Origin of the sequence: Asticcacaulis solisilvae, from assembly GCF_017875235.1 — a bacterium.
Taxonomy (GTDB): domain Bacteria; phylum Pseudomonadota; class Alphaproteobacteria; order Caulobacterales; family Caulobacteraceae; genus Asticcacaulis; species Asticcacaulis solisilvae_A.
Window position 1 is genome coordinate 135,211 of the sequence record NZ_JAGGMI010000009.1, and the last position, 22,618, is coordinate 157,828.

The 22,618-nt window shown below is 60.0% G+C and carries 23 protein-coding genes; 11 read left to right on the top strand and 12 right to left on the bottom strand.

Annotated elements, in window-relative coordinates; translation table 11 throughout:
• Positions 1–134 precede the first annotated feature (134 nt).
• The gene (locus J2X24_RS15465) at positions 135–968 is read right to left on the bottom strand and encodes a cation efflux transmembrane domain-containing protein (RefSeq protein ID WP_209723611.1); all 834 of its coding nucleotides are present in this window, start codon (positions 966–968) and stop codon (positions 135–137) included.
• Positions 969–1,045: 77 nt separating this feature from the next.
• On the opposite strand from J2X24_RS15465, the gene J2X24_RS22805 reads away from it, so the two are divergent.
• On the top strand, positions 1,046–1,450 hold the full coding sequence (locus J2X24_RS22805; RefSeq protein ID WP_209723614.1) for a MerR family transcriptional regulator: 405 nt from the start codon (positions 1,046–1,048) through the stop codon (positions 1,448–1,450).
• On the opposite strand, the gene J2X24_RS15475 is transcribed toward J2X24_RS22805, so the two are convergent.
• The 9 genes from J2X24_RS15475 to J2X24_RS15515 form a co-directional block, all read right to left on the bottom strand.
• The gene (locus tag J2X24_RS15475; RefSeq protein ID WP_310004131.1) at positions 1,447–3,342 is read right to left on the bottom strand and encodes a TonB-dependent receptor plug domain-containing protein; all 1,896 of its coding nucleotides are present in this window, start codon (positions 3,340–3,342) and stop codon (positions 1,447–1,449) included. The genes J2X24_RS22805 and J2X24_RS15475 overlap by 4 nt on opposite strands.
• 619 nt (positions 3,343–3,961) lie before the next feature.
• The gene (locus J2X24_RS15480) at positions 3,962–4,579 is read right to left on the bottom strand and encodes a hypothetical protein (RefSeq protein ID WP_209723620.1); all 618 of its coding nucleotides are present in this window, start codon (positions 4,577–4,579) and stop codon (positions 3,962–3,964) included.
• Positions 4,576–4,794 carry a hypothetical protein gene (locus J2X24_RS15485; RefSeq protein WP_209723623.1) on the bottom strand — a complete coding sequence of 73 codons (219 nt, stop codon included), beginning with the start codon at positions 4,792–4,794 and terminating at the stop codon, positions 4,576–4,578. The genes J2X24_RS15480 and J2X24_RS15485 overlap by 4 nt, the downstream gene beginning before the upstream one ends.
• Positions 4,795–4,849: 55 nt before the next feature.
• Positions 4,850–5,218 carry a hypothetical protein gene (locus J2X24_RS15490; protein ID WP_209723626.1) on the bottom strand — a complete coding sequence of 123 codons (369 nt, stop codon included), beginning with the start codon at positions 5,216–5,218 and terminating at the stop codon, positions 4,850–4,852.
• Between the two features lie 191 nt (positions 5,219–5,409).
• Entirely contained in the window at positions 5,410–6,288 is an 879-nt protein-coding gene (locus J2X24_RS15495; RefSeq protein WP_245344730.1) for an ArdC family protein, read from the bottom strand.
• Between the two features lie 73 nt (positions 6,289–6,361).
• Complete coding sequence (locus tag J2X24_RS15500; protein WP_245344731.1) at positions 6,362–10,462, bottom strand: strawberry notch-like NTP hydrolase domain-containing protein; 4,101 nt, start codon at positions 10,460–10,462, stop codon at positions 6,362–6,364.
• Between the two features lie 242 nt (positions 10,463–10,704).
• On the bottom strand, positions 10,705–12,771 hold the full coding sequence (locus tag J2X24_RS15505; protein WP_245344732.1) for a ParB/RepB/Spo0J family partition protein: 2,067 nt from the start codon (positions 12,769–12,771) through the stop codon (positions 10,705–10,707).
• A gap of 23 nt (positions 12,772–12,794) precedes the next feature.
• On the bottom strand, positions 12,795–13,307 hold the full coding sequence (locus J2X24_RS15510) for a hypothetical protein (RefSeq protein WP_209723635.1): 513 nt from the start codon (positions 13,305–13,307) through the stop codon (positions 12,795–12,797).
• Positions 13,304–14,188 carry a DUF7146 domain-containing protein gene (locus tag J2X24_RS15515; protein ID WP_209723637.1) on the bottom strand — a complete coding sequence of 295 codons (885 nt, stop codon included), beginning with the start codon at positions 14,186–14,188 and terminating at the stop codon, positions 13,304–13,306. The genes J2X24_RS15510 and J2X24_RS15515 overlap by 4 nt, the downstream gene beginning before the upstream one ends.
• Before the next feature lie 481 nt (positions 14,189–14,669).
• Between J2X24_RS15515 and J2X24_RS15520 the strand changes: the two genes are divergently transcribed.
• From J2X24_RS15520 to J2X24_RS15565, 10 genes are all read left to right on the top strand, one after another.
• A complete protein-coding gene (locus tag J2X24_RS15520; RefSeq protein ID WP_209723640.1) occupies positions 14,670–15,347 on the top strand; it encodes a ParA family protein in 678 nt (225 codons plus the stop codon).
• Between the two features lie 10 nt (positions 15,348–15,357).
• Positions 15,358–15,711, top strand: a complete 354-nt coding sequence (locus tag J2X24_RS15525; RefSeq protein ID WP_209723643.1) for a hypothetical protein — start codon at positions 15,358–15,360, stop codon at positions 15,709–15,711.
• A gap of 755 nt (positions 15,712–16,466) precedes the next feature.
• A complete protein-coding gene (locus J2X24_RS15530) occupies positions 16,467–17,660 on the top strand; it encodes a replication initiator protein A (protein WP_209723646.1) in 1,194 nt (397 codons plus the stop codon).
• 154 nt (positions 17,661–17,814) lie between these two features.
• Entirely contained in the window at positions 17,815–18,144 is a 330-nt protein-coding gene (locus J2X24_RS15535) for an ArsR/SmtB family transcription factor (RefSeq protein WP_209723649.1), read from the top strand.
• Positions 18,144–18,815: an aquaporin gene (locus J2X24_RS15540; protein ID WP_209723653.1), complete on the top strand. Its 672-nt coding sequence runs from the start codon at positions 18,144–18,146 to the stop codon at positions 18,813–18,815. Before J2X24_RS15535 ends, J2X24_RS15540 begins: the two co-directional genes overlap by 1 nt.
• Positions 18,812–19,231 (top strand): arsenate reductase family protein, encoded by a 420-nt coding sequence (locus J2X24_RS15545; protein WP_209723656.1) that lies wholly within the window; start codon positions 18,812–18,814, stop codon positions 19,229–19,231. Before J2X24_RS15540 ends, J2X24_RS15545 begins: the two co-directional genes overlap by 4 nt.
• The gene (gene arsH / locus J2X24_RS15550) at positions 19,209–19,943 is read left to right on the top strand and encodes an arsenical resistance protein ArsH (protein ID WP_209723659.1); all 735 of its coding nucleotides are present in this window, start codon (positions 19,209–19,211) and stop codon (positions 19,941–19,943) included. Before J2X24_RS15545 ends, arsH begins: the two co-directional genes overlap by 23 nt.
• Positions 19,937–20,350 (top strand): arsenic resistance N-acetyltransferase ArsN2, encoded by a 414-nt coding sequence (gene arsN2, locus J2X24_RS15555; protein ID WP_209723662.1) that lies wholly within the window; start codon positions 19,937–19,939, stop codon positions 20,348–20,350. The genes arsH and arsN2 overlap by 7 nt, the downstream gene beginning before the upstream one ends.
• 39 nt (positions 20,351–20,389) lie before the next feature.
• Positions 20,390–20,704 (top strand): hypothetical protein, encoded by a 315-nt coding sequence (locus J2X24_RS15560; RefSeq protein ID WP_209723665.1) that lies wholly within the window; start codon positions 20,390–20,392, stop codon positions 20,702–20,704.
• A 47-nt stretch (positions 20,705–20,751) separates the two neighbouring features.
• Positions 20,752–20,940, top strand: a complete 189-nt coding sequence (locus tag J2X24_RS15565) for a hypothetical protein (protein ID WP_209723668.1) — start codon at positions 20,752–20,754, stop codon at positions 20,938–20,940.
• A gap of 95 nt (positions 20,941–21,035) precedes the next feature.
• On the opposite strand, the gene J2X24_RS15570 is transcribed toward J2X24_RS15565, so the two are convergent.
• Entirely contained in the window at positions 21,036–21,182 is a 147-nt protein-coding gene (locus J2X24_RS15570) for a hypothetical protein (protein ID WP_209723670.1), read from the bottom strand.
• Positions 21,183–21,200: 18 nt separating this feature from the next.
• Positions 21,201–22,418 carry a helix-turn-helix domain-containing protein gene (locus tag J2X24_RS15575; RefSeq protein ID WP_209723673.1) on the bottom strand — a complete coding sequence of 406 codons (1,218 nt, stop codon included), beginning with the start codon at positions 22,416–22,418 and terminating at the stop codon, positions 21,201–21,203.
• Positions 22,419–22,618 lie beyond the last annotated feature (200 nt).

Sequence of the window (22,618 nt, forward strand, 5' to 3'; positions counted from 1 at the left end):
CGGTGCGGCCATGCACAGCAGCAAAGCCAAAAGGCCTGCAATGATGGAAACAGCTGTATACACGCGCTCTCGCATCGTGCTGTTGTACGGTATCGAAGCGCGTCCCACAATCGCGTCTCGCAGATTGCCTGTGCTTATGTCGCTGTCCTAAGGTCCTGCCGGGCATCCCTGATAATCGACCAGGAAGAGTGCAGGAACAAACCCGCGACGATAAACGCCACGATCAGATCGGGTATCGGTGATTTCAGCCACCAGACCAGGGCGGCGGCGGCGACAACGGCAAGATTGCCAATAGCGTCGTTGCGAGAAAACAGCCAGACGGCGCGCATGTTCGCGTCCCCCTGTCGATGCGGCATCAGCACCACGGCCGCCAGAACATTGACGACGCAGGCAGCCAGACCAAACCCCGCCATGAGCAGGGTTTGCGGTTCGTGCACGACGAAGACGCGGTACAATGTCGAGGCGATAACGCCGACGCCGAGCAGACCGAGGAACACTCCTTGTAACAGTGCCGCCTTCGCCCGCGCGGCCAGGCCCCAGCCGACCGCGATCAGACCCAGGAATGAGATCAGGCCGTCACCTAGAAAATCGAGCGCGTCCGCCTGCAGAGCCTGCGATTGCGACACCAGGCTTGCCACGATTTCAACCGCGCCATAGCCGAGATTGAGCAAGACCACGATCCATAAAGCCCGCTTGTAGGCGGGCGTCACATGCGAGAGGTCGGGTATCTTGTCATCGTCAACTTCTGCAGAAGCACCCAGGCGGTCCAACCGATAGCCAAGGTCCGTGACGGCCGTTTCCAAACGCACCAGACAGCGAGGGTCAGCAACGTCAAGGGTCATGATCTGCGAGGCGATGGAGACCTTTACGTCATCAACTCCCTCGATCTTGCGGGCAGCGCCTTCGATTTTGGCGGCGCAGGACGAGCAGTCCATGCCGGTGACGCGGTAGCGGGCGGTCTGACTCATGCTCTTCTTTCATGCCGGTTGTTGAACCTGAACGACGCCAAGCTTATAGACCCTGTAGTAACTACAGGGTCAAGTGCATGAAACACCTCACGATAGGCCGTCTGGCCTCGGCCACGGGCGTCAATATCGAAACCATCCGCTATTATGAGCGCGCCGGACTGATCGACGCCCCGCCCCGGACGGAAGGCAATTACCGATCCTATAGCGATGAACAGGTCTCGCGGCTGCGCTTCATCCGAAGGACGCGCGAGCTGGGGTTCTCGCTTGAACAGATTCGCGCCCTTATCAGCATTTCCGGCCAGCAGGATCGCAGTTGCGGCACGGTTGACCGGATCGCCCGGAAGCATCTGGCCGACGTTGACCGCAAGATCGACGACCTGGTGGCACTACGGCGCGAACTGACGGACGCGGTGACGAGCTGCAAAGGCGGCAGCGTTGCCGAGTGCCGTATCCTCGAGGCCTTCACGCCCGCAGATGCCTAGTCGTGATCAGCGCCGCCGAAGCGGACGCGGATGCCGGCATTGACGGTGAAGCCATCGGTTGGCGCCCAGGCGTCAACCGTCCAGAGTCCTTCCGGTGAGCGCTGCTGCAACAGCATCGGATCGTAACGGCTCTGGCGGACATCGAGGATGTTCTCCAGGTTCAGGAAAACACGGAGATTGCCGAAGGCCTTCTCGCCCATCAGACCGAGCAGATAATAGGGTTTGCTCTTGCTGCGATAAGGATTGTCTTCAAGGTCCTGATGGCCGGTATAGTACAGCTCCGCGCCGATCCGGCCGACATCGTGCTTTTCCCACATGGCGACGATACCGGCCGTATGTTTCGGGGTGAGCGGCACGACGCGCCGGCCGGTGCCAGCGAGATCAGGCTCGGTCGCATCGACGTAGACGTAACTGCCCGTGACGGTAACGCCTTTCCAGCGATAGCGCAGAAGCGTTTCCGCGCCGCGCACGCGGGTCTGCCCCTCGACATTGACCAGCCGGACGCGTTCGGGCTCTCCTCCCGCAACCGCATCGACCGGCTCCAGGCGCACCGTGTCGGTCATATTCGACGCAAACAACGCCACATTGATCTCAAAGGGCCGCTTGGCAAAGCCGATCTCGAACGAGCCATTCTGCGCGGTCTCGGCCCTCAAATTGACGAGCGGGTCCAGACGCGAGAGGCCGGCCGCATCGGTTTCTTCGACGAACGGCGTGGTCGCGTAGAAGCCGCCGCCGACCGAGCCCCGGAAGGTCCAGGGACCAGGGCGGTAGAGGGCGGACAGGCGCGGACTGAGTTTCGTCCCGAATTCGCTGTGAACGTCAATCCGCGCACTGGCGGCGACCGTCAGGTTTTCGCGGAAATCATGCTCGACCTGGGTAAACAGCGCAGGAACCGTGTAGGTGTAATCAAAGCTCGGAAACGCTTCGGACTTGTAGTCATCCAGCTGAACGGCAAGTCCAGTCAGCCAGGTCGTCCCTTCGGCCTCCCTGGCGATCGACGCTTCGGCAAAGGCAGTGCGATGGGCATCATCTTCAATGACGGCGCCGAAACGGTGGCCATGTTCCTGCGACATGGCCGAAGCGCGGATATGCAGCGTGCCCCAGCCTTCCAGCGGTGTTTCGGCGACAAGGCCAGCATCAAGTCGCGTCGTGTCCTGCGACTGCTCGAATGGCAACCCGTCCGGCGCCGTGCGACCCGGTGCCGTGCCGCCATCGCGTTGCTCGGTCATTGCGCCAAGCGTGATGAACGCGGAGCTGCCATTGTCACCTTGCCAGAAGAAACGCGGGCGAACCGTTACCCGGTCATAGCCTGGAATATCCAGCCAGCCGTCCTTGTCGATGTCCTGTTCGCTCTGCCGGTGCAGGCCGCCGGTGATCGAATAGCGCCAGTGCTCGGACAGGGGCGCCGAGGTATAGGCCGTGATGTCCTGCCCGTCGCGGCTGGTGGCGTTGAACAACAGCTCTGTTTCCGGTTCTTCGCCGGGGCGGCGTGAAATCAGGTTGATCACGCCGCCAAGCGCCGACGGCCCATACAAAGCCGACGCTGCGCCCTTGATGACCTCGACCTGGCCCAGATCGGTGGGCGGCACTTGCAGCAGGCCCAGGGATGAGGCTTGCCCACCATAGAGCGGCAGGCCATCGGCCAGGACCTGGGTATAGCGGCCGTTCATCCCCTGAACACGCACGTTGGAGGCACCAAGAGCAGGTGATGTGACCTGCACGCGGATGCCCCCGATTTCGCTGACGAGCATTCCGACATTGCCCGGCTTCATCAGCGCTTTTTCCTCAATCTCTTCACGGGTGATGACCTCGACGCGCAGGGGTTCCGCCTGAATTCGGCGCCGGGATCGTGTCGATTGGATGATGATGTCTTCCTCTACTTCCTCCGCCACCTCGTCGTGGTTCTCTGCGGGGACTACCTGCGCAAGCGCCGGAAAAGCCATCAAATTTAACGAAACGGTAGACAGCAGACTGAAGGCAACCGACGGAAGCGGGTTACCCCGGCGATGATTGTGAGCGGTGCGAGACATGGTATTCCAGGGAGGTCGGCGTTAGAATCGGGCGGACCATGAACTCTGTAGTAGGTACAGGGTCAAGGCAAGGTCTGGCGATTTTTACGGTGGCCGGCAAACCGACTGCGAATCTGGCAGTCCTAACTGAAGACGCGGGAGTCATGTCAAAGGATACAAATGAGTTGTGGACTCTAAAAAAGTGGCTATTGCGAATGAAGTCTCTTCGTCAAATTTCGTGCCTCTAGCCGACCCAAAGAAACGATCAACAGGGCGGCGAAGGGTGGTTTGCAAGCGCGAAGTTGGAGGCTTTGTCCCCCCCCAGTGCGAGGTTTGATCGTCAAATTCGACGATTAACCCAACTTAACACAAAGGTTGGCATCGGGTACCGATGGAAAAGGCTTGTAAGGCCGACCTGGGAAACACGCTCAATTAAGGCTGTGACCGGCGGGGTGAATAATGCTGGGGTGACGGGCTCCTATGATACGGCCTGATCGGCCCTTCATTCTTCTCTGACGGACGCTGGATATAGGATCGAAAGCGCCCCCATGGTTTCCAAGGCATTGGGGAACAGGCTTTGCGCGCGCGGCTGGATGATCTCGCGATACGCCTGCCGGCAAAGTTCGAGAAAAGTCGGAATGCGGTGTGGACGCATTTTCTCGCCATAGAAGTCGACAAGATATTGGAAATCGACATTGGCGCCAGGCGCCGTAAATAGCCGGCTGTCCTGTTCCACATGCTCGATATAGAGTTCCGCCGGCGTTGCTTGCCCGGCAAAAACCCGCCGCGTGACCTGGCCGCTCGCGACTTCGAGCACCTTGATTTCGATAATGGAAAGCAGGTCATCGGCCGGCAAGGAAAGGCCCGGCCATAGGTCCATGGCGATCCGATAGAGCACATCTGCCGGTACCGAAGCGATTGTTGCGTCCAGGGTCACGATCGACAGGTTGGACAGGGCGACCTGCAGGATCAAGCCATCTTCAGCCGGTGTAAGCTCGTGAAAATGGAAGCCGTCGCCGACGGATCCAGCACAGGGCACAAGGAAACGATGATCGTCCGGAAGACCGCGTTCGCGGCGTCGCGCGCGCAGGCCGGGGGTATATTCCAGGTAAAGGCTCAAAGGTGGCTTTGCGCCTTGATCTGTGCGGGCGGGAAAAGTTCGGTCACCGGCCGCTTGAAATAGTCGGCAAGCGTATAGGCGATGTCCAGCCGCGGGCAGAACTTGGCGTCGATGGCGTTATAGATGGTCTGACGCGACAGGCCCGTATCCGACGCGATCGTCGCGACCGTGTCGTTGGACGCCTCGATGATTTTGGCAAGCGCGGACTTGGGCATGGCCGTTGGTTTCCCTGACGCTTTGGAGTCTAGCACATCAGAGTCCCTTGTAAAGTCAGGCTTTCACAAAGGAGTTCTGATTGATCCAGTCTTGCTTGCCGGACTCCAGCCACCGCCGGCGCTGTTCGTCGAAGATTGCGCGCGCGTCGTTCTTGTCGTCGCGGGTGCGGCTGAACGCGAACCCCGAGTTTAGGCCGGCAAATTCGCGGGCATCAGCGATCCGCATGATGAATTTCGGCGGAATCACGCCACGGCGCGGTTCGATGAATTCGACCTTGTGCGCGACTTCACCCTGATCGTTGTACACGACCAGGGTGAAGATCAGATTGTACTCGTGGGTCTGGGTGACATCGCGAAGGTACCAGTTCACGCCCTCGTAGTCGCGGGTGTATTTGATCCAATGCCGAAGTTTCGCGACGTCCATGCCTTGTTCTTACTACTGCTACAGGGGACGCTGGGGTCCCAGAATCGCGACGCCGCGAGGAATGGTCTGACGTACTTGTATTACAAACGCCAGATTATGAAAGCCCGGTGTTTCGCGTCTATGGCACGGAAAAAGCGGAATCAAGTTAAATTGTGATCACAAACACGATCCGGAGCTTTGCATGTTGCTGTTCAGGCTGCGGACGGGAGTGGCAGGCGCACCTGCCGGCTCTGCTGGATCAGGAAATCGACGGCCTTCGTTGCCTGACCACTGGCCTTGATCAGTTCCGCCGGGTGATCCTTCAGCAAGCGGACCCAGGACTGGAGATAGCCCGCGTGGTTAGGAAGCAGCTTCTCCTCCACTGGAAGCCCGATCAGGAGACCAAGTTGAAGTGCCCCCAGTTCGGCCACCAGTTCTTCGCGCGCCCGGCAGTCACGATAACGATAGTTCTCGAGCTTGCGGTCCAGTCGGTGCCCTGCCCCTGTCCAATGGATCAGTTCGTGACCGAGGACACTGTTATAGCTGTCGCGGTCAACGAACTGCTCGGCGGCAGGCATGACGATCGTATCCTGGTCGGGCAGGTAGAAGGCCATGTCGCCTTTGTGGATGAGCTTGAAGTCGATCCCTCGAAAGAAGCCGTTCAAGGCATCAGGATCCGCCGGGAGATCCTCGGGAACCTCGTAATGACCCTCGGGCAGTCCGTCGATCTGCTCGGCATTGAAGCAGACGTAGCTCTTCATGAACCGGAGGACCTTCGGGTCGTCGCCGCCCTCCCCTTCAATCTCCGTCGTCTTGTAGAGGATGGCGGGACAGCCCTTCTCGCCCTTGCGCACCATGCCACCCAGGTCTTTCGCCTGGTTGAAGGTTAAAAACCTCGGGTTCGACCATCCATGCATCGCCATCTGCATGGCCAGCATCCAAAGGTTCGTGCCCGAGAAGGGCTGGCCGTCGGCGCGTGTGGGAAGCTGCGGGCGCCTCCGATTTTTCCAGGGCCGCCGCCAGGGCAGGTCTCCCTTGTCCATCTGGTCGATCAAGTTGGTGAGAAGGGTGTCGAGGGCGGTCGTTTTCATTTGGAAATCTCCTGCTTTCACCTCTCAAGGAGGTTCGACCACGAGATCCCTTTCCCTTCTTTCAACCCACCCATCACTGGCACACATCGGTGACCGGGTATTTGCGGATGATGCGGTCCAGCACATCGTCGCCGGCGGGGACGAAAACGCGGGGCACGCCGTGCAACAACTCGATCACGCATCCAAGCGTGCGCAGCGCGGCGAACTCGGCGCGGTTTCCCGCGATTTCCAGCCGGCGCTCCCCCATGAATCGTGACGCCTTCAAAATAAGCCCGGGCGCCAGGGACAGGGTTGCGCGGTCATTCAGGACGAGTTCGCGGCAGCGCCCAGGATCAGTCGGGAGCTTGCAGGTTACATCATGGCCCAAGGTGCGTAGCAGTTTCAGGGCATCGGCTTCCGTGAGGGTTCGGCCAAGCCAGCGCTCGCCACTTGGCGACTTCAGCCGCTTCACCCGCGCGTAATCACCCGGAAGATGCTTCCAGACCGGCAGGAGGAGTCCAGTGACGAGAAAGGTCGTGTTCGTAACCCAAGGATCCAAACTCCCAAATTCCGCCGTCCAAGCGGCCTCCCAGGCGCCCTCCTCCACCTCGTGCCAGCTCGACTCCTCGTAGGTCAGCAAGCTGGCAGTATCTCTTGTCCCAGCCGGGCGGTAGAGGCGAACGGCGGGGACAAGGCAGTCCTTGTCGTCCGTTGTGGTGAGACCGGTTACGACGACACCTGCCCTTCCGGACTTGCCATTGACGACCCGACGGGCCGTCAGGGCGTTGGACTTTACGATGCTCCGGGCATAGTCCAGGTCGAAGAGCTCGCGGCGATGGCGGATCCTGAACTGGAGCATACGGGTTTCCGCTCCGGTTTCGTCGACCCGGATGGTCTGTTCGTCCGTGAGTTCCAGTTCGTCGGCCACAAGATCCTCAACGCCGTGATCGATCTTGCCGCTGGCCTCCGCCTTTTCGATAATAGTCCGCAGGCGCGTCTCGAAAGCCTCGAAAAGGTTGTTCTGGTCACAGATACACAGTGCCAGCAGGCGGTTGAGGAAGGTCGAAATGGGCGGAAGGTCTTCCCCGGACTTGAAGACACCCTCGGAATTGCGAAGCGACAATGCGGTTTTGTCCTCGAATTCCGGAAGCGTCATGCACGCGATCTGCCCGGCATCCATAGCCTGGAAGAACGAAACCAGCGCGCGTCGGGCGAAGCCGTTTTCCAGGCTGTCTTCCGCTCTGAACATGCCATTCGATGTCGAGCGGCGCTCACCCTTTGTGAGAGCGCCCAGACTGTCGAGCCTGCGCGCGATGGTGCTGAGGAATCGCTTCTCGCCCTTGATGTCGGTCGTCACGGGCCGGAACAGGGGTGGGTGAACCTGATTGGTGCGATGGGTGCGGCCGATGCCCTGAATGGCCACATCGGCGCGCCAGCCGGGCTCCGCCAGGTATTGGCAGCGGCGCCGGCGATTATTGAAGCGCCGGTCGGCATGATAACTGCGACCAGTGCCGCCCGCGGCTGTAAAGCACAGGATAAGCTTTTCTCCGTTGTTGAAGGCGTCGGTTTCGGTCTTGTTGGCCGTGGACCCGCGGCGCTCCAGGACCTGCTTGCCGTTCTTGAGGACAACACGGCGCGACCTGCCCGTGACTTCGGCGACTTTCTCGGGCCCGAAGTGATGGATGATGGCGTCAAGAGCGCCGGGCACGGCCGGAAGAAGCGCCAGGGAGAGCAGGGTTTCCTCGCGTAGCGCCAAGGCTTCCTGAGAGACGACGGCGTGGCCGTCCTCGTCGAGCAGTGGCTTGACGGTCTTGTTGCCATCGTCGTCCTCGGTCTCCTGCATTGCATGGATTGGAAAGGCGTTGGACAGGTACTCGGTGACGAAGTCGCGCGGGGTCAGATCGACATTGAGGTCGTTCCATTCGACGGGACTGACTTCGTTGAGCCGGCGTTCCATCGACGCCTCGTTCGTCGAGATCAATTGCACGACGCAGCAATTGCCGGCCTCGATTTGCTTCTCGATATCCCGAATTATGGTCGGCGCCTTCAGGCCGCAAAGCAACGCGTTGAAGAAGCGCTGGCTGGTCGTTGCAAAAGCGGACTTGGCAGCGGCCTTGTGCTGACCGGAGTTGGTGCCTTCGGCGCTGCAGATGTTCGTCGCCTCCAGCGCTTTATCCAGGTTTTTGTGAATCGTGTGAAAGGCGGCGGCCCTCGCGTCCCAGATCGCAATGTCCTGCACGGTCAGCTCGTGACGCAGGGGATCGATTTCGATTCCCTCAAAGCTGATCATGCGCGCGAGATAGAGCCCCTTCGCCTTCAGTTCCCGGGCCGCGAGCTCCATGAAGGCTATTCCGCCGTCGTTGGCGGCCGTCAGGAAGTCTTCGCGAGTGAGGAAGGGCGCCTGCACACTGCCCCAGAGCCCCAGGCGCGGCGCGTAGGACAGGTTGGCGGGCTCAGTGGCGCCCGTGGCTGAGACATACATGACGCGGGCCCCAGGCGCCCGGAATTGCAGCAGAAGCCCGGCCAGCCCCTGCTGTGACGCCTTCCTGACACCCCGGCTGCCCTTTCCGGAGGCGGCGTTTGCCATCTCATGCGACTCGTCGAAGATCATCGCGCCTTCGAAGTCTTCGCCCAGCCAGTCGATGACCTGGTCAAGACGTGACTTCTTGCCGTTTCTGGCAGCCTGGCGCAGCGTCGCATAGGTCGTGAACAGGATGCCGCGATCCATGCGTACGGTCGCCCCGAACTTGTAGCTGCTCAGCGCAACGACGTCGTTGATATCGCCGCCGATCGAGGTCCAGTCGCGACGCGCGTCTTCGATCAGGGTATCGTTCTTGGAGACCCAGACAGCTTTGGTTCGGCCACACGCCATGTTTTCCGCGATGACAGCTGCGACTGACGTCCCCTTGCCGACGCCCGTGCCGTCGCCAAGAAAGAAACCCTGGCGAAGTCGGAACCCTGCCTCGTCGTCCTCCTTGGTCTGGGAAAAGCCCTGCTTGTCGTCATCAAGCTTCCACTTTCCTGGAAGGATTTTGCTGTGGGCCTGGCCGGCATAGATGACGACTTCCAGTTGGGCCTCGGAGATATGGCTTGAGATCGCCGATGCCGGCAGTTGTGGCACATAGCTAACCTCGGGCGCCGGCGTGGTCGCCATAGCCGAGGATTCCACCAGCATGGCCGGGTGCGGCCGGTCACGATCCGGGACGAAACGCGACACCTGATAAGCGGAATACAAGCCGACATCGCGGGTCTGCCCCGACCAGGCTTTGGGCTGGTAGATCAGGTCAGCGACGGACGACAGCAAACGCAACCGGCCGGAGGATGCAACCGAGCGAGTGGGTGAGCTTTCGGCCGCTGCCGGCGCAACGGTTCGGAACGCGCGTGCACGGGCATTGCCGCGGGGCGGCACCTGGTTGAGGGCGATGAGCGCATGGTCGAGCGTTTCCGTAACCTCGACCTCCGGCAGATGCTGGGGTGACTTGACGCGGTCGACCACCAACAGACCGGTCTCCACGCCTGTGCCCTGCTTGTAGAAGGCATTGTCGGGCAGGAGAATCATCGCCTGGATCTGGTACTGAGCCGACAGCGTCAGCACATTGCGGCTCAGGAAATAGCTCGCCGGCACGATTGCGGCGACGCGGCCATTGTCCGCGACGCAGGCCAGGGCTGCGAGTATGTGGTCGTGAAGACCGGTGAAGGGCGGGTTCATCGCCACGACATCGAAGCTGCCCGAGGTACTAAGGCGATCCTTAAGGTGCAGGGCATTGATCTGCGAACGCTGGGCGTTCGGGAAGAGCCCGGCAAGGACGTTGAAACGGGTGTCCGCCAGCTCGTTCAGATGCAATCTCGCTCCCGCGGCTTCGGCGAGGACGGCAATCATGCCGTTCCCGGCGGATGGCTCGAGCACAAGGTCACCGGGGCGAATCTGGGCCGCCAGGACCGCCAGCGCCGCGATTTCAAGCGGCGTCGAGAACTGGTCCATCTCGATCTGCTCTTCGGAACGGCGGGACTGGGTCAGGCCGAGGTTCGTATAGGTGGCCAGGAGGCGTACGGTCTCGTGAGGGCAGTCTTCCAGCCGCGCGAGTTGCGCCCCCAGTCTTCGGGCATTGAGCACCTGGGCGACCTCAAGCGCCTCGTAGGCCTGTTTCCACGTCCAGGCGCCGTCGGCGTCGGTGCCATTAAAGGCAAAACTCATCACGTCCCTCATGTCGGAGGCGTCGAGCTTTCGGCCTCGGGTAAGTGATGGGAAGACGGAACGGCCGGCCCCCAGGATAGCGGTAGCGGGACAGATAGCTTGACGAGGTGCGAACAGGGAGAGTGTCATGGAAGGATCCTTTGGCTTCGCCCGGCTTGGGCGCTCACCCTCCCCGTCCCTTCCCTTCTTCTTTCTCCCCCGCGGACGGCCCAACGAAAGAAGCCCCCTTGCGGGGGTTCCGGCTATTCGGCGGCTTCCAGCTCTGCCTCCGCGTTCTCAACGTCGACTGGCGGCGCCTCGAAACTTTTGCTGTCGTCAGGCGCTCCCGGTTCGTCACCCTCCTCCGGCTCTACGACCGCCTCCAGGACGGTATAGTCGTCCTCGTGGAAGTTCAGCGCCGGCGGCACGAAATCGCGTTCCAGCGCCAGCTCGTAGACGGTCTGAGCCAGTTGCCCGCGCTTCTGGTTTTCGAATTCCTCCGGATCGAGCCCCATCTTCGTTATCAGCGCCAGAAGCGATTTCTTGGAAAAGCCGGTGTAATAGTCCGCATCCACCATGAGGTGGTGTTTGAAATCGTGGCCGATCGTGGCGGAGACCAGCACCGCTTCGGCCCGGGCGGCATGACGCACACAGTCCGTCTTCTGTTCCGACATGTCGACTTGCGCGGCGGTGATTAGGGCCAGGAGATCGAGCTTTTCGCTCGGTCCCAATGATGACACCCACTCGAAAGGGTGAAGCCCGCTGTCCTCATAAAGCGCCTTGTAGGCCTTCAGGCGGTCGATGACCGGTTGTTCGAGCGCCGGATTGGGTTCGCGAATGGCTTCGATCCTCACGCTTGCGCAGACCTTCACTACGTATTTTCCGGAATCGTGTGTGCGTCCCAGCACCACCTGTTGGAACTGCGCAGACAGCTGGACGTCAAGCGCGACCATCGGGGCTTCGGCCAGGCTTCGGGCGAGCGCCTTGCCGGCGATCGTCGTGGTTTTCAGATGATGCAAGTGGCCATAGAGCGAGACGTCGGCCCGCAGGTTCGTCTTCGGTAGTGGCGTGTCCGAGATCACCGGCGCGGGATAGTAGGCCTTACGCGGATTAGCCTGCTCGTGAGCTTCGATCAGTGCGTCGTACTCGGCTTCATCGACATAGAACTCGACCTTAACGTGGCCATGGGCTCCCGCCGACGCCTTGCACGTCTTGGGCGCCAAAGGCTTGGCGTCTTCGGTGAAGGCTTCCAGCGCCTTGAGCACGAAATCCTTGGCGAGTTCGATGAAGCGGGCATGCTCGGATGCCTCGGCAGCCAGTTTGAGGTCGCCGAGTATCGTTTCAGCTTCCGCCTTCAGTTGAGCGACCAGCGTCTTGTCGCCGGTACGAGGGTAGTTCCATCCCAGGGACTGGAACCCGTCCGGGGCACCGTACCCAGCCTGGAGACCGAACTCCACCTTCAACCCGGCCCCCTTGAGAGCCTTGATGACGGGCTTCATGGCCGCCTTCCACGCGGCGCCGAGGATCTCGGGGTCGAGCAACTTGTCCGGATGTTCCTCGAACAGATCCTGTTCTACCCGGCCGCCTTTCTGGAGATACGTCGACAGCGGAAACGCATTGAGGAGTGTGTCGGTCGCATAGACGCCCGGTTCAAGCAGTTCGCGGATATGGTAGTCATGGATCGGCCCTTCCGACTCCTCCACCATTTCCGCGAAGGCCTGAAGCTTCTCGGCATCCTTTATCCGTGCAATCTGGCGCAGGGTTGCCAGCCGGAACCGCTGCGCCTTGAAGGCTTGCAGGATGCGGATATCGAGCTGGCCGAGGACTGTCATGCGCTTGATGTCCTTGACATCCCGGCCGAGCGCCTTTGCCATGTCTTCGAACGTGAATCGCTCGGACAGCAGCCTGTTTATGGTGATAAGAACGTCCGCATGCTGGACTTCGACGCGCATATCGTTGGCGATAACCACGGCCTGTGCGATTTCATCGTCGGTTTCGCAAACGACCACGGAGACCAGGTGATTTGGATCGATCAAGCCGGCTTCCGCCAGGCTTGACCAGGCAAGGAACCGACGGCGGCCGTCCAGAATTTCAAAGCGTGTCCCGTGGTCCAGGGATTTGACGAACAGTGGCAGCAGTTGACCTGCGGCGTCCGGCGCCAAGCTTCTGGCCAGGTCTTCGATGCGACTGTCGGCACCGTCATCAGCACGCAGATTCAGGCTGGAGATCGACAGCTGGGACAGCGCAACGGCGATGGCCGGCTTGTTGGCGATAATGGTCATGGTCTTGGTTTCCAGGATCGCTGAGGCCCATCCCCAGGTCCGATCCAAACAACCACTCCCTTTCTCCTTCTTTACCAGACCGGCGGTCGCACGCTGTGGCGTTTAAGCCGGAGATACCTGTCGAGAGCGCCGTGAACCTTCAGCCGGTTGAGGTTATGCTGGAGCAATGTGTCGTATGACGCATAGACAGGAAGCCCCTTGTGCTCCTGGAGTTTGATGTCTTCCAATGGGTCAATGAAACCGGCTTCCAACCAATGGTCGAGCCCCGCCCTCGCCGCTTCGACCCATTCAAGCGAGGCCGGATCCCGGCTGGCACACATCAGGTAAATGCGGGGTTCTGGCTCAGCCGACGGGGGCTTATACAGGAGGAGGCTCATGTGAACGTCATCCGGCAGGCTGCCATAGAGGCACACCTGAGCTGCCAGGTGCAAATAGGCGATGTCGATATATACCCCGTGAGGAACGACCCCAGCCTTTTGCAGCGAACGCAGCGTGCCTTGCGAACGCACTGGCACGGCCGGCATCATCGCCTCACCGGCTCCGTGCAGCGGCTCCTCCTGCATCGCGATCGGTAAAATCGTCACCCTTGTCCTCCAAACAACACGTTGAAATCCTTGCAACCGCCAGGCGGGAATTCCAGCTGGCAGTCATAGCCTTCGCCTCGCAGGGCGTCGTACAGACGCGCCGAGAACTTGCGCCCGGCCGGATCAGGCTCTGCCGCGATGACAATGCGCCGCACACCTGCTGGCGGCCGCCACGACGGGAACGACTTAACGCCTAAGAGCGCGTGGCATGGCAGGGAGAAGTGTTCGCTGGCCGACAGCGCGGATGGTACGCCCTCGGCAACGACGAGTTCATCCTCGACCGGATCTATGGGGACCGATGATCCCGGCGGTTTTGACCCGATCAGTTTTCGGGGCACGCGCAGGGTCATCGCCTTGCGGGCGCTTGCGTCGAGATAGGTGATCTCGGTCCCGACATGCGCACCGGATGGTGCGACAACCTTGGCCAAGAAGGCGGCGTGTCGGAATCGGAACGTTTGATCATAAGCCTTCAACGGCACGGCGTCGCCGTGCCGGAAAGCATCCGAGCAGAGAGATCTGGTGATCTTACGATGCTTCCTGAGCCAGGTAAGGCTGAGTGTGCCATCGAGCCCCCTCCCCTCCTCCCAGATCATTCGAGCCGCTCGGCTCTTTTCGGTGTCGGATGGCACTCGGATCGACCGCGAGGACCATGGGCGGTCGTCAATCAAAGTGTGATCGTCTGCCACCAGGTTCTCGGCTTTCAGCCAATCCATGATTTCTCGCCAGTCATGGTCGCTAAACGGATGGATTCGCACCTTCCCGCCCGCCCCGAGCATCAGGGAAATCGACCTGTCATTTGCGCTATGGCCTGGACCCGGAATCAGCGCACGGTTGCCACCGTTGAAGACGTCGCCGCCGAGCTTTTGCACGATGCTGTACATCACTTCCTCCTGCAATTTCGCCGCGGCGTCCCTTACCTGACCTTTGCGCGAGGAACCCGATCGCCACAGTTGGCAATACGAGTTACAACATCTTGCCATTATAATGCGAATGTCATCCGCATGACAACGTACTTTATAATGCTCATTACCTTTTCATTACCTTGTGATTGCGCCTTCGCATGATAATGGGAATGAGAAAGTGGAAGCCCTATTGCATGATCCCGTGCAATCACATTAGATGGTCCTATCCAGGCTAATGACGTTATAAAGACTTTATAAAGGAGTTGCTCATTATAACGCGGCGTATCTTTCGCCTTAGCTTTATAACGGTACGGCGGAAGACAATGTCATTCTATGGCGCTTGCACATGCGCATTATAGGGCACAAACACTTTGGCAAGTGATAGCTAAAGCACGCTGCATTCGCTTTATAATGCACCCTATGTTGCAGCTTGGCGCCGTTCATTGAGAAGGAGCCGGATATGGCAGCGTTCATCATCGCTTGCGCGTCGTCGAAGGGCGGATGCGGCAAGACCACCCTCGCAGTTGCCATCGCCGGCGTCTACGCGAGCAATGGCAGTTCGGTGCTATTGGTCGATGCCGATAGCCGGAAGCGCCTGCAGGAAGAGTGGTATAATCCCGAGACTCTAAGCCCGAAGATTAAGGTGATATCTTCACGGGTCGAGGACGTTGAAACAGATGTCTCCAAGAACCGCGATGTCTTCGACGTCATTATCATCGACGTGGAAGGCTCCGCGAACTGGGCGCTGGCCCAAGCGCTTCAGGTGGCTCACTTCAGCCTGGTGCCATCGAACGTCAGTTTTCAGGACCTGAAGGACGCTCAGAAGGTTTATAACTACGTCGAGAGCATAAACAAGGAAAGCAAGCGCTACCGCCACTGCTGGATCGTCTGGAACCGGGTTCCGACGGCCATCCGTTCGAAGGAAATGAAGGCGACCATGGACGAGGCGGTCACGAGTGGACTGCCGATCCTGACAACCATCCATGAGCGTGATGCTTACAAGGCCATGTTCAGTTACCAGACCACGCTGGACAAGCTCCGCGAAGACGAGGCCGTCCCGTCGGCAGGCAAGGCCGAGCAGGAGATCGCCATCCTGATCTCCGCCATGCATGAAAAACTTGAAGCGCAAGCGGCATAAGGAGGGGTAGATGACACTGCAACGCGCAAGCCTGCGTCCGCCACGTATTTCCGATGACGCTCCGGCGGAAGACGGAAAAAGACTGAACGAACTCGCCAAATCGAGCGGGTTCGGCATTTCGGGCGGACCGTCCGGTCAGGAGGCCGATCGGGTAGGGGAGGGGGCTCGGTCTGTGCTCCTGCCTGCACAGCCCAGGATGAGCCTGCGCGACCGCCGGCCGCCGAAGGAGACACGCAGTTTCAACTTCAATTGCAAGATGAAGCCGCGGATCAAGGACAAGATCGACGAGATCTGCATCGCGCGCGGCGTGTCCCAGGCGGACGTCATCGAAATGCTGATAGAGCACTACGATCTCAAGGCATAACCTCGGCCCGCCGTCCGGCGGGCTTTTTGTTGATTTGACTGGATATTTCCACAGGTGCCTTCCCGGCAGGCCTCTGTGTTATATATGTGTTATATATAGTGTTACGGTATCAGATTTCCACTGCAAGCCACTGATTATACGGGGAATAGCCATACACCTCGGTGGGCGTTTTGACGAAGCGGGATGGGTGATTTGACGAAGTTGGGTGGGTGATTTGACGCTGGACCGATCTTGCAGCGCATGACTGTAAGACTGGCCAGTTCCGGTGGGTGTTTTGACGAATCCATGCGCCAGGAAAGGCCCCTCGGCTGGCGACGCGTCAGGGAAATGGCCGGGAAGCCCAATTGGTGGGTGATTTGACGAAGACGCTCGACGCACCTGCCGCTTCAAGCGCCTCAGCTAAAGGCCTGAAAAGGCGAGAAAATGAGGAACTCCAACACTTAAGACTCTCCTTTAACCATGATCTCGACGGTACGTCGGCCCGTGCGGTGGGTGATTTGACGAAAAAAGTCTTGCTTTGGTGGGTGATTTGACGAATGCTATTAACCGATTCCTCGCGTTCGATTCTGCTCGAGGAAACTCAAGTCTCTGTCGTCGCCGGCATTTGCGTCCGCACGGTGGGTGATTTGACGAAACGCAATTAACTTTGTGGCGACAGGGTGGGCGTTTTGACGAATGCGCGCGACAGGTGGGTGATTTGACGAACCGCTGGTGGGCGATTTGACGAATGAATTTGTGGACCGATGGATAGCGGAATGGCGCCAAGGAAAAAAAAGATATCCACAGGCGATGACAACGTCGATCTGTTCCGAATTCCATCTACCCAGGCAGCGAACCTGGAGCCGGCGCCCGCCGAAGTGCTGCCGGAAGGCGTTGGAGAAGGGGGGCATCTGGATTCCGACGCGCCGGCCGTAAAACGGCAGCCATTGCTTCCGAACCGGCGAGAAGAAGACCTGATGTTCTTCATGATTGAGCCGTTGGAAGTCATCCTCAAGGATGACATGGCCACGATGGAGAACCCTGTCTACTCGTTGAGCAAGTCGATCGACAAGGACGTCATTCGCTACGAGCATAACGGGAACTGGATCGAAATCGCGCCGTCGTCGAAAGGCCGCGCCACCATCTACGACAAGGATCTGATCCTTTACTGCACCAGCCACATCGTGCGCGCGGTGAACGAAGGCCGGCCAGTGTCGCAAACCGTGCGTCTTACGGCCCATGATTTTCTGATCTTTGCCAATCGGAGCAGGGGAGGGGTCGCGTATATGACGCTGCGCGACACGCTTACCCGGCTGAGCGGAACGCGCATCACGACGAACATCAAGACCGGAGATCAGGAGGAGTGGAAGACATTCGGCTTGATCGAACACGGCCAAATTGTCAGCGAAACGCGCGACGGCCGGATGCAGGAGCTGGAGATCAAGCTTTCGGACTGGCTGTTCAAGGGGATCACGTCTTCCGAGGTGCTGACGCTCCACCCGGACTACTTCCGGCTGCGACGGCCCCTGGAGCGCCGTTTGTACGAACTCGCCCGCAAGCATTGCGGCAGGCAACCCCAGTGGGTCATAACACTCGCGAACTGCATGAAAAAGGCAGGCTCGAAGGGGCAGCTCAAAGAATTCCGCCGCATGGTCAAGGAAATCATCGAAGATAACGAAAAGTCCGACCACTTCCCGGATTATTCGATCGCAATCGAAGGCGACAGCCTGGTGTTCAAGCGCAAGCCGCGGTCCGAACTGACGCCACGCAAGGAACACGCAATCAGCGGCCGGCCGCAACTTCACCCCGACACCTACGCCAAGGCGCGCAAGGCTGCGCCCGGCTTGGACGTGTACGCTCTCGAAATCGAATGGATCGACTTCTGGCGGAGCTCGGGCAAGCCCGAATTCAAATCGGCCGACGCAGCCTTTATCGGTTTCTGCAAGAGCAAGGCTAAAGGTGGCAGGTAGTCGCGGTGCCGACAGTGTATGGCACTGTTTCACGTGCTTAATTTCCGCACACGGATCGACTGGGCAATGAGCTCCTATGACCCTTTTTGGAGCCAATGCGTCTGGGGTGTACGGGGAAGTTGACTGAGGCAACTACATCATTTAATCATGATGTATGGATAAGACCTTTGCACTCAGTGCTTTTGACGCCCTCAGCCAGGAAACCCGCCTCGATGCCCTACGCCTGCTGATTCAGGCCGGACCTGAGGGCCTGCCCGCCGGAGAGATCGGCGAACGGCTGGGGATCAAACAGAACACCATGTCGGTCAATCTCAAGATCCTGACCCAGGCCGGGCTGATCACCAGCACGCGCGAAGGCCGGATCATCCGCTACGCCGCCAGTTATGATGCGATCCAGGGCATCCTCCTCTTTCTGATGAAGGACTGCTGCGGCGGCCGCAAGGACCTGTGCCAGCCCGTGCTCGACCAGATGCGGTGCTGCTGATGTATAGCCTGGATCGTCGTTTGTTTGCCGAATTTGCCGGCACGCTCCTGCTGCTGGCGACCGTCGTCGGCTCTGGTATCATGGCCGAAAGCCTGGCTGGCGGGAATGTCGCTGTGGCGCTGCTGGGGAATACGCTGGCGACCGGCGCCATGCTGGTCGTGCTGATCACCATGCTGGCGCCCATATCGGGCGCGCATTTCAATCCGGCCGTGACGCTGCTGATCGCGGCCCGGCGACAGCTGCCCGTGAGTGAGGCGGCTGCCTATATGGCTGTCCAGGTCGCGGGCGCGGTCGCCGGGGTGTGGCTGGCCCACGCCATGTTCGGCGAAGCCATCCTGCAAACCTCGCTCAAGGTGCGCAGCGGCCCGGCGCAGTGGCTGTCGGAAGGCGTGGCGACTTGCGGGCTGATCCTGACCATCTTCGCCACCCATCGCGCCAAGGCTGATCTCGTGCCGGTGGCGGTCGGGCTCTATATCACGGCGGCCTACTGGTTCACGGCGTCGACGTCGTTCGCCAATCCGGCCGTGACGCTGGCGCGGTCGCTGTCCGACACCTTTGCCGGTATCCGGCCTGTAGATGCGCCGGCCTTTATCGCCGCACAGATCGCCGGGGCGTTGGTTGCTCTTATTGTCTGTGCGTGGTTCCTGAAACCCTCGGAGGCAACCGCATGACGCCCGTCATCTATCACAATCCGGACTGCGGCACGTCGCGCAACGTCCTGGCCGTCATCGAAGCCGCCGGATACCAGCCGGTCGTGGTCGAATATCTGAGCGTCGGCTGGACGCGCGAGCTGCTGCTGACCCTGCTGACGGCGGCCGGACTGAGCCCGCGTCAGGCTTTGCGCGAGACGAAATCGCCCGCGAAGGACCTGGGGCTTCTGGAAGAGGGCGTCAGCGACGAAGCGATCTTTGCCGCCATGCTGGCCACGCCTGTCCTGGTCAACCGGCCGTTTGTCGTGACGAACAGGGGCGTGAAGCTCTGCCGCCCCAGCGAAGCCGTGTTGGACCTGCTCGATACCTGGCCGAAGGGGCCGTTCCTCAAGGAAGATGGCGGCGTCATGATCGATGCGGAGGGCAACCGTGGCTGACGATCTGCCCAATATCGAAGCAGGGCGTTTCCACGCCATTGACCCCGAGGCCCTGTTTCCGCACGTCCGTTCGACCCACGCCCCGAAAATCCTGCTGCTCTACGGCTCGGTGCGCAAGCGCTCGTTCAGTCGCCTGGTGACGCAGGAGGCGGCGCGCCTGCTGGAAGCCTTTGGCGCCGAGACGCGCATCTTCGATCCGTCCGGCCTGCCCCTGCCCGATGACGCGGAGCCATCGCACCCCAAGGTGCAGGAACTGCGCGATCTGGTGCAGTGGTGCGAAGGCATGGTGTGGTGTTCGCCAGAACGCCACGGCGCCATGACCGGCATCATGAAGGCGCAGATCGACTGGATTCCTCTGGCCTTGGGCGCGATCCGGCCCACCCAGGGCAAGACCCTGGCCGTCATGCAGGTGTCTGGCGGCTCGCAGTCGTTCAACGCGGTCAATCAGTTGCGGATACTGGGGCGGTGGATGCGGCTGATCACCATCCCCAACCAGTCTTCGGTCGCCAAGGCCTATGACGAGTTCGACGAAAACGACCGCATGAAGCCGTCCAGCTATTATGACCGCATCACCGACGTTATGGAGGAGCTGGTCAAGTTCACCCTCATGACCCGCGACAGCGCGGACTATCTGGTCGATCGCTATTCGGAGCGCAAGGAGGTGGCTCCGAGGCCGGTCGCCTGCCTGACGCCGGCGACGTGCAAATGCTGATATCTGTCGATCCTCTCGATGCCGGGTTGCGCGCCGCCCTTGCCGACGAAGGCCTGCCGGTCAGCGACCTTGGCGCGGATCATCAGCGGATGTGGTGCGACGTCGTGGACGGCAAGGCGGTGGGCTATGGCGGCATAGAGCGTCATGGTGATGCTGCGTTGCTGCGGTCCCTTGTCATCCTGCCGGACCACAAGGGCAGGGGGCACGGAGCGGCTTTGGTCGCGCAGATCGTCGCCGAGGCCGGTGTGGCAGAGCTGTGGCTGCTGACCAATACGGCGGCTGCCTTCTTTGCGCGTCTGGGCTGGACGGTGCGCGACCGCGCCGACGCGCCGCCCGCCATAGCTGCTTCGGCCGAATTTGCCAGCCTGTGCCCGGCGAGTGCTGTCTGTATGTCGTATCGGGTTTGATCGATTGCGAACAGTGACGGCGCGCGATATCATTGCTGCATGCACGCGCGTCTGATCAAAGCCGTTTCGATGATCGCGGGTCTTTTGGCCCTGCTGCTGTGCATGGCCGCGCCTGCCATGGCCGGGTCTGCTGCGCATCACGGGACGCAGGTTTCTGCGGCTATGGCGGACATGCCGTGCTGCCCGCAAAAGGCGCCTGCAACGGCCAAGGCGTGTGGCCAGCAATGTCCGATGATCGCCCAGGCTGATTTCCGCTTTGAACATGCCGTGCGCGCCATTCCGCTCCGCTTCGACCTGCACCAGGACGACTTTGCCAGCCTGTCCTATTCCCCGCAGGCGCCTCCGCCACGCTGACGCTCCACAAGATCGAACACATTCAATCATCTTATGGAGTTATACCAATGAAACATATCATCATCGTCTCGGCCCTTGCCCTGTTCGCCGCCGGAGGCGCCTATGCCGCCGCGCCCGAAACGGTCAAGGACGCCGTCAAGTCCTGTTGCGAAGCCATGGAAAAGTGCTGCTGCTGCGACAAGGACAAGGCCGCCGACAAAAAGGACGGTCATGAAGGCCATGCCGGTCATAACTAAGCCGGCTTGAAATGAGGGTGCCCGCGTCCGTCAGGAGGCGGGCATTTTCTTGTCTTGGACTTGCAACTGCACCTACAAGCGGCGTAGCAGACTGTCTATCTGCGCAGTTTCAGCCTCTTCAACACGAACACCGCGACCAGGCCGCGCAGCACACTTTCCAGCGTCACCGGCAGACCGAAGCCGAACGAAGCGAACTGGCGGTCGAGGCTGCTAGGTTCACCATAGATCCCTGATCTCTTCATCGCCGCCGGCATCTCAAATCACTGCAGTAAAGCGTCGGATTCCACAGATGTTTTCCACCGGTGGAACGAGCCTCTGGTGTCGACGACAGTGCCCTGCAGGTTGGCTCGCAGGAAGGACCTGGCCCATCCGGCACGATTTCTAACTTCTGGGTCGAATGCGGCCTGGATGAGGATGTAGGACGCCCCGACCTCCCCGTAGCGAACTTTTAGTTCGGACACCGCAGACCTATGCAACTTGATCAGTCCGGCTGCGGAATTGCCGTATAGCCTCAGCCGTCTTTTCGGCGGCAGGCCCTGGTCTTCATAGGTGATCAAGGATCTAGCTCTGAACGCGGCCTCGACTACGGGAACGATCTTCTCGGCCTCTGGTCCAAGGACTGTAACGCCCTCACTATTGGAATTTACGCCCGCTTCCGGGTCCGGCACACAGGCTGACCCCGACTCCACTTCCTGCCAAGCCTCTACATCTTTATGAATCTTATTCAGTTTGTACGTAATAGGGGTGTCCGATTGATCGCCCTGGGGTGACTCCTGTTTACCCATTTCGATGTCGAGGACGACAAGCGCCTTCAGTTCATCGACCGATTGCTTGAGGAATAGCAGCCGTTCCAGGCCTTTTTCGGTGTTCGTGGAACGGCGCATGACGTCGCACACCTTGATCAGGTCGTCGATAAGCGGATGGTGGGTGAACAACGATAGACGCTTCATGCCTTCCAGCTCGATCCGCGTAGATGTGAATTGGCTCTGCATGAACCGCACCGTCTCTATGCGGCCCTGGCGATCGGCAGCGGCCGCGTTGAGTTCGGCCAGTCTCGCAAAAGTGGGAAGCAGACAAATGCCGTGTCCTCGCGACCTATTCCGGCTCGGACTGTCGTTGCACCAGACGAACAGCTTTTCGCGCAGCTCGGCAAGGGCTTTCTGGACAGTCCGCCGGCTCATGTCGAGCATGTCCTGGAGGGTCGTGTTTTTCGCGAACACGGTGAACTGGGTCATGTCGTTGACCAGGTCGAATTGCCCATCAACCTCGACGATGGCCTTCGCCTGAAGCTGCAGGAAGGCCTGCATTAGGAACTTGGCACGCAGGCTCAGTTCATTGCAGCCGTTGATATATCTGCGCACCAATTTGAGCGCCTGGTTATAGGTCATCCCCTCGGGTAGACCTTTGAAGCCCTTTGCAAGAAGCTCGCCCTTCAGACTATTAGGCGTGACTGATCGATGCCCGGTTTTGCCGTTCATGGTGTCCTCGTTGAATGGAGGATTCAGGCAAAGCTCCGCCGTCGCTCATTTTGAGCGCTTTTCAATTGACAGGACGGTGAGGGGGGAGCTATTTTAGGGTGTGATATTTAAACTTTAGGCTAGTTCCCCCGCCACGGCTCTGCTGTGGCGGTTTCTCTTTGTCGGCACCTCCGGTTGACGGATAGAAGTCAAAAACTTTT

What these genes read in the sequence shown, in the direction of transcription:
- J2X24_RS15530 (WP_209723646.1), top strand. Translation starts at nt 16,467, where the DNA reads ATGGCGCCAAGGAAAAAAAAGATATCCACAGGCGATGACAACGTCGAT.
- J2X24_RS15500 (WP_245344731.1), bottom strand. Translation starts at nt 10,462, where the DNA reads ATGAGTTTTGCCTTTAATGGCACCGACGCCGACGGCGCCTGGACGTGG.
- J2X24_RS15515 (WP_209723637.1), bottom strand. Translation starts at nt 14,188, where the DNA reads ATGTACAGCATCGTGCAAAAGCTCGGCGGCGACGTCTTCAACGGTGGC.
- J2X24_RS15545 (WP_209723656.1), top strand. Translation starts at nt 18,812, where the DNA reads ATGACGCCCGTCATCTATCACAATCCGGACTGCGGCACGTCGCGCAAC.
- J2X24_RS15495 (WP_245344730.1), bottom strand. Translation starts at nt 6,288, where the DNA reads ATGAAAACGACCGCCCTCGACACCCTTCTCACCAACTTGATCGACCAG.
- J2X24_RS15485 (WP_209723623.1), bottom strand. Translation starts at nt 4,794, where the DNA reads ATGCCCAAGTCCGCGCTTGCCAAAATCATCGAGGCGTCCAACGACACG.
- J2X24_RS15465 (WP_209723611.1), bottom strand. Translation starts at nt 968, where the DNA reads ATGAGTCAGACCGCCCGCTACCGCGTCACCGGCATGGACTGCTCGTCC.
- J2X24_RS22805 (WP_209723614.1), top strand. Translation starts at nt 1,046, where the DNA reads ATGAAACACCTCACGATAGGCCGTCTGGCCTCGGCCACGGGCGTCAAT.
- J2X24_RS15570 (WP_209723670.1), bottom strand. Translation starts at nt 21,182, where the DNA reads ATGAAGAGATCAGGGATCTATGGTGAACCTAGCAGCCTCGACCGCCAG.
- J2X24_RS15490 (WP_209723626.1), bottom strand. Translation starts at nt 5,218, where the DNA reads ATGGACGTCGCGAAACTTCGGCATTGGATCAAATACACCCGCGACTAC.
- J2X24_RS15540 (WP_209723653.1), top strand. Translation starts at nt 18,144, where the DNA reads ATGTATAGCCTGGATCGTCGTTTGTTTGCCGAATTTGCCGGCACGCTC.
- J2X24_RS15525 (WP_209723643.1), top strand. Translation starts at nt 15,358, where the DNA reads ATGACACTGCAACGCGCAAGCCTGCGTCCGCCACGTATTTCCGATGAC.
- J2X24_RS15575 (WP_209723673.1), bottom strand. Translation starts at nt 22,418, where the DNA reads ATGAACGGCAAAACCGGGCATCGATCAGTCACGCCTAATAGTCTGAAG.
- arsH (WP_209723659.1), top strand. Translation starts at nt 19,209, where the DNA reads ATGCGGAGGGCAACCGTGGCTGACGATCTGCCCAATATCGAAGCAGGG.
- J2X24_RS15565 (WP_209723668.1), top strand. Translation starts at nt 20,752, where the DNA reads ATGAAACATATCATCATCGTCTCGGCCCTTGCCCTGTTCGCCGCCGGA.
- arsN2 (WP_209723662.1), top strand. Translation starts at nt 19,937, where the DNA reads ATGCTGATATCTGTCGATCCTCTCGATGCCGGGTTGCGCGCCGCCCTT.
- J2X24_RS15535 (WP_209723649.1), top strand. Translation starts at nt 17,815, where the DNA reads ATGGATAAGACCTTTGCACTCAGTGCTTTTGACGCCCTCAGCCAGGAA.
- J2X24_RS15560 (WP_209723665.1), top strand. Translation starts at nt 20,390, where the DNA reads ATGCACGCGCGTCTGATCAAAGCCGTTTCGATGATCGCGGGTCTTTTG.
- J2X24_RS15520 (WP_209723640.1), top strand. Translation starts at nt 14,670, where the DNA reads ATGGCAGCGTTCATCATCGCTTGCGCGTCGTCGAAGGGCGGATGCGGC.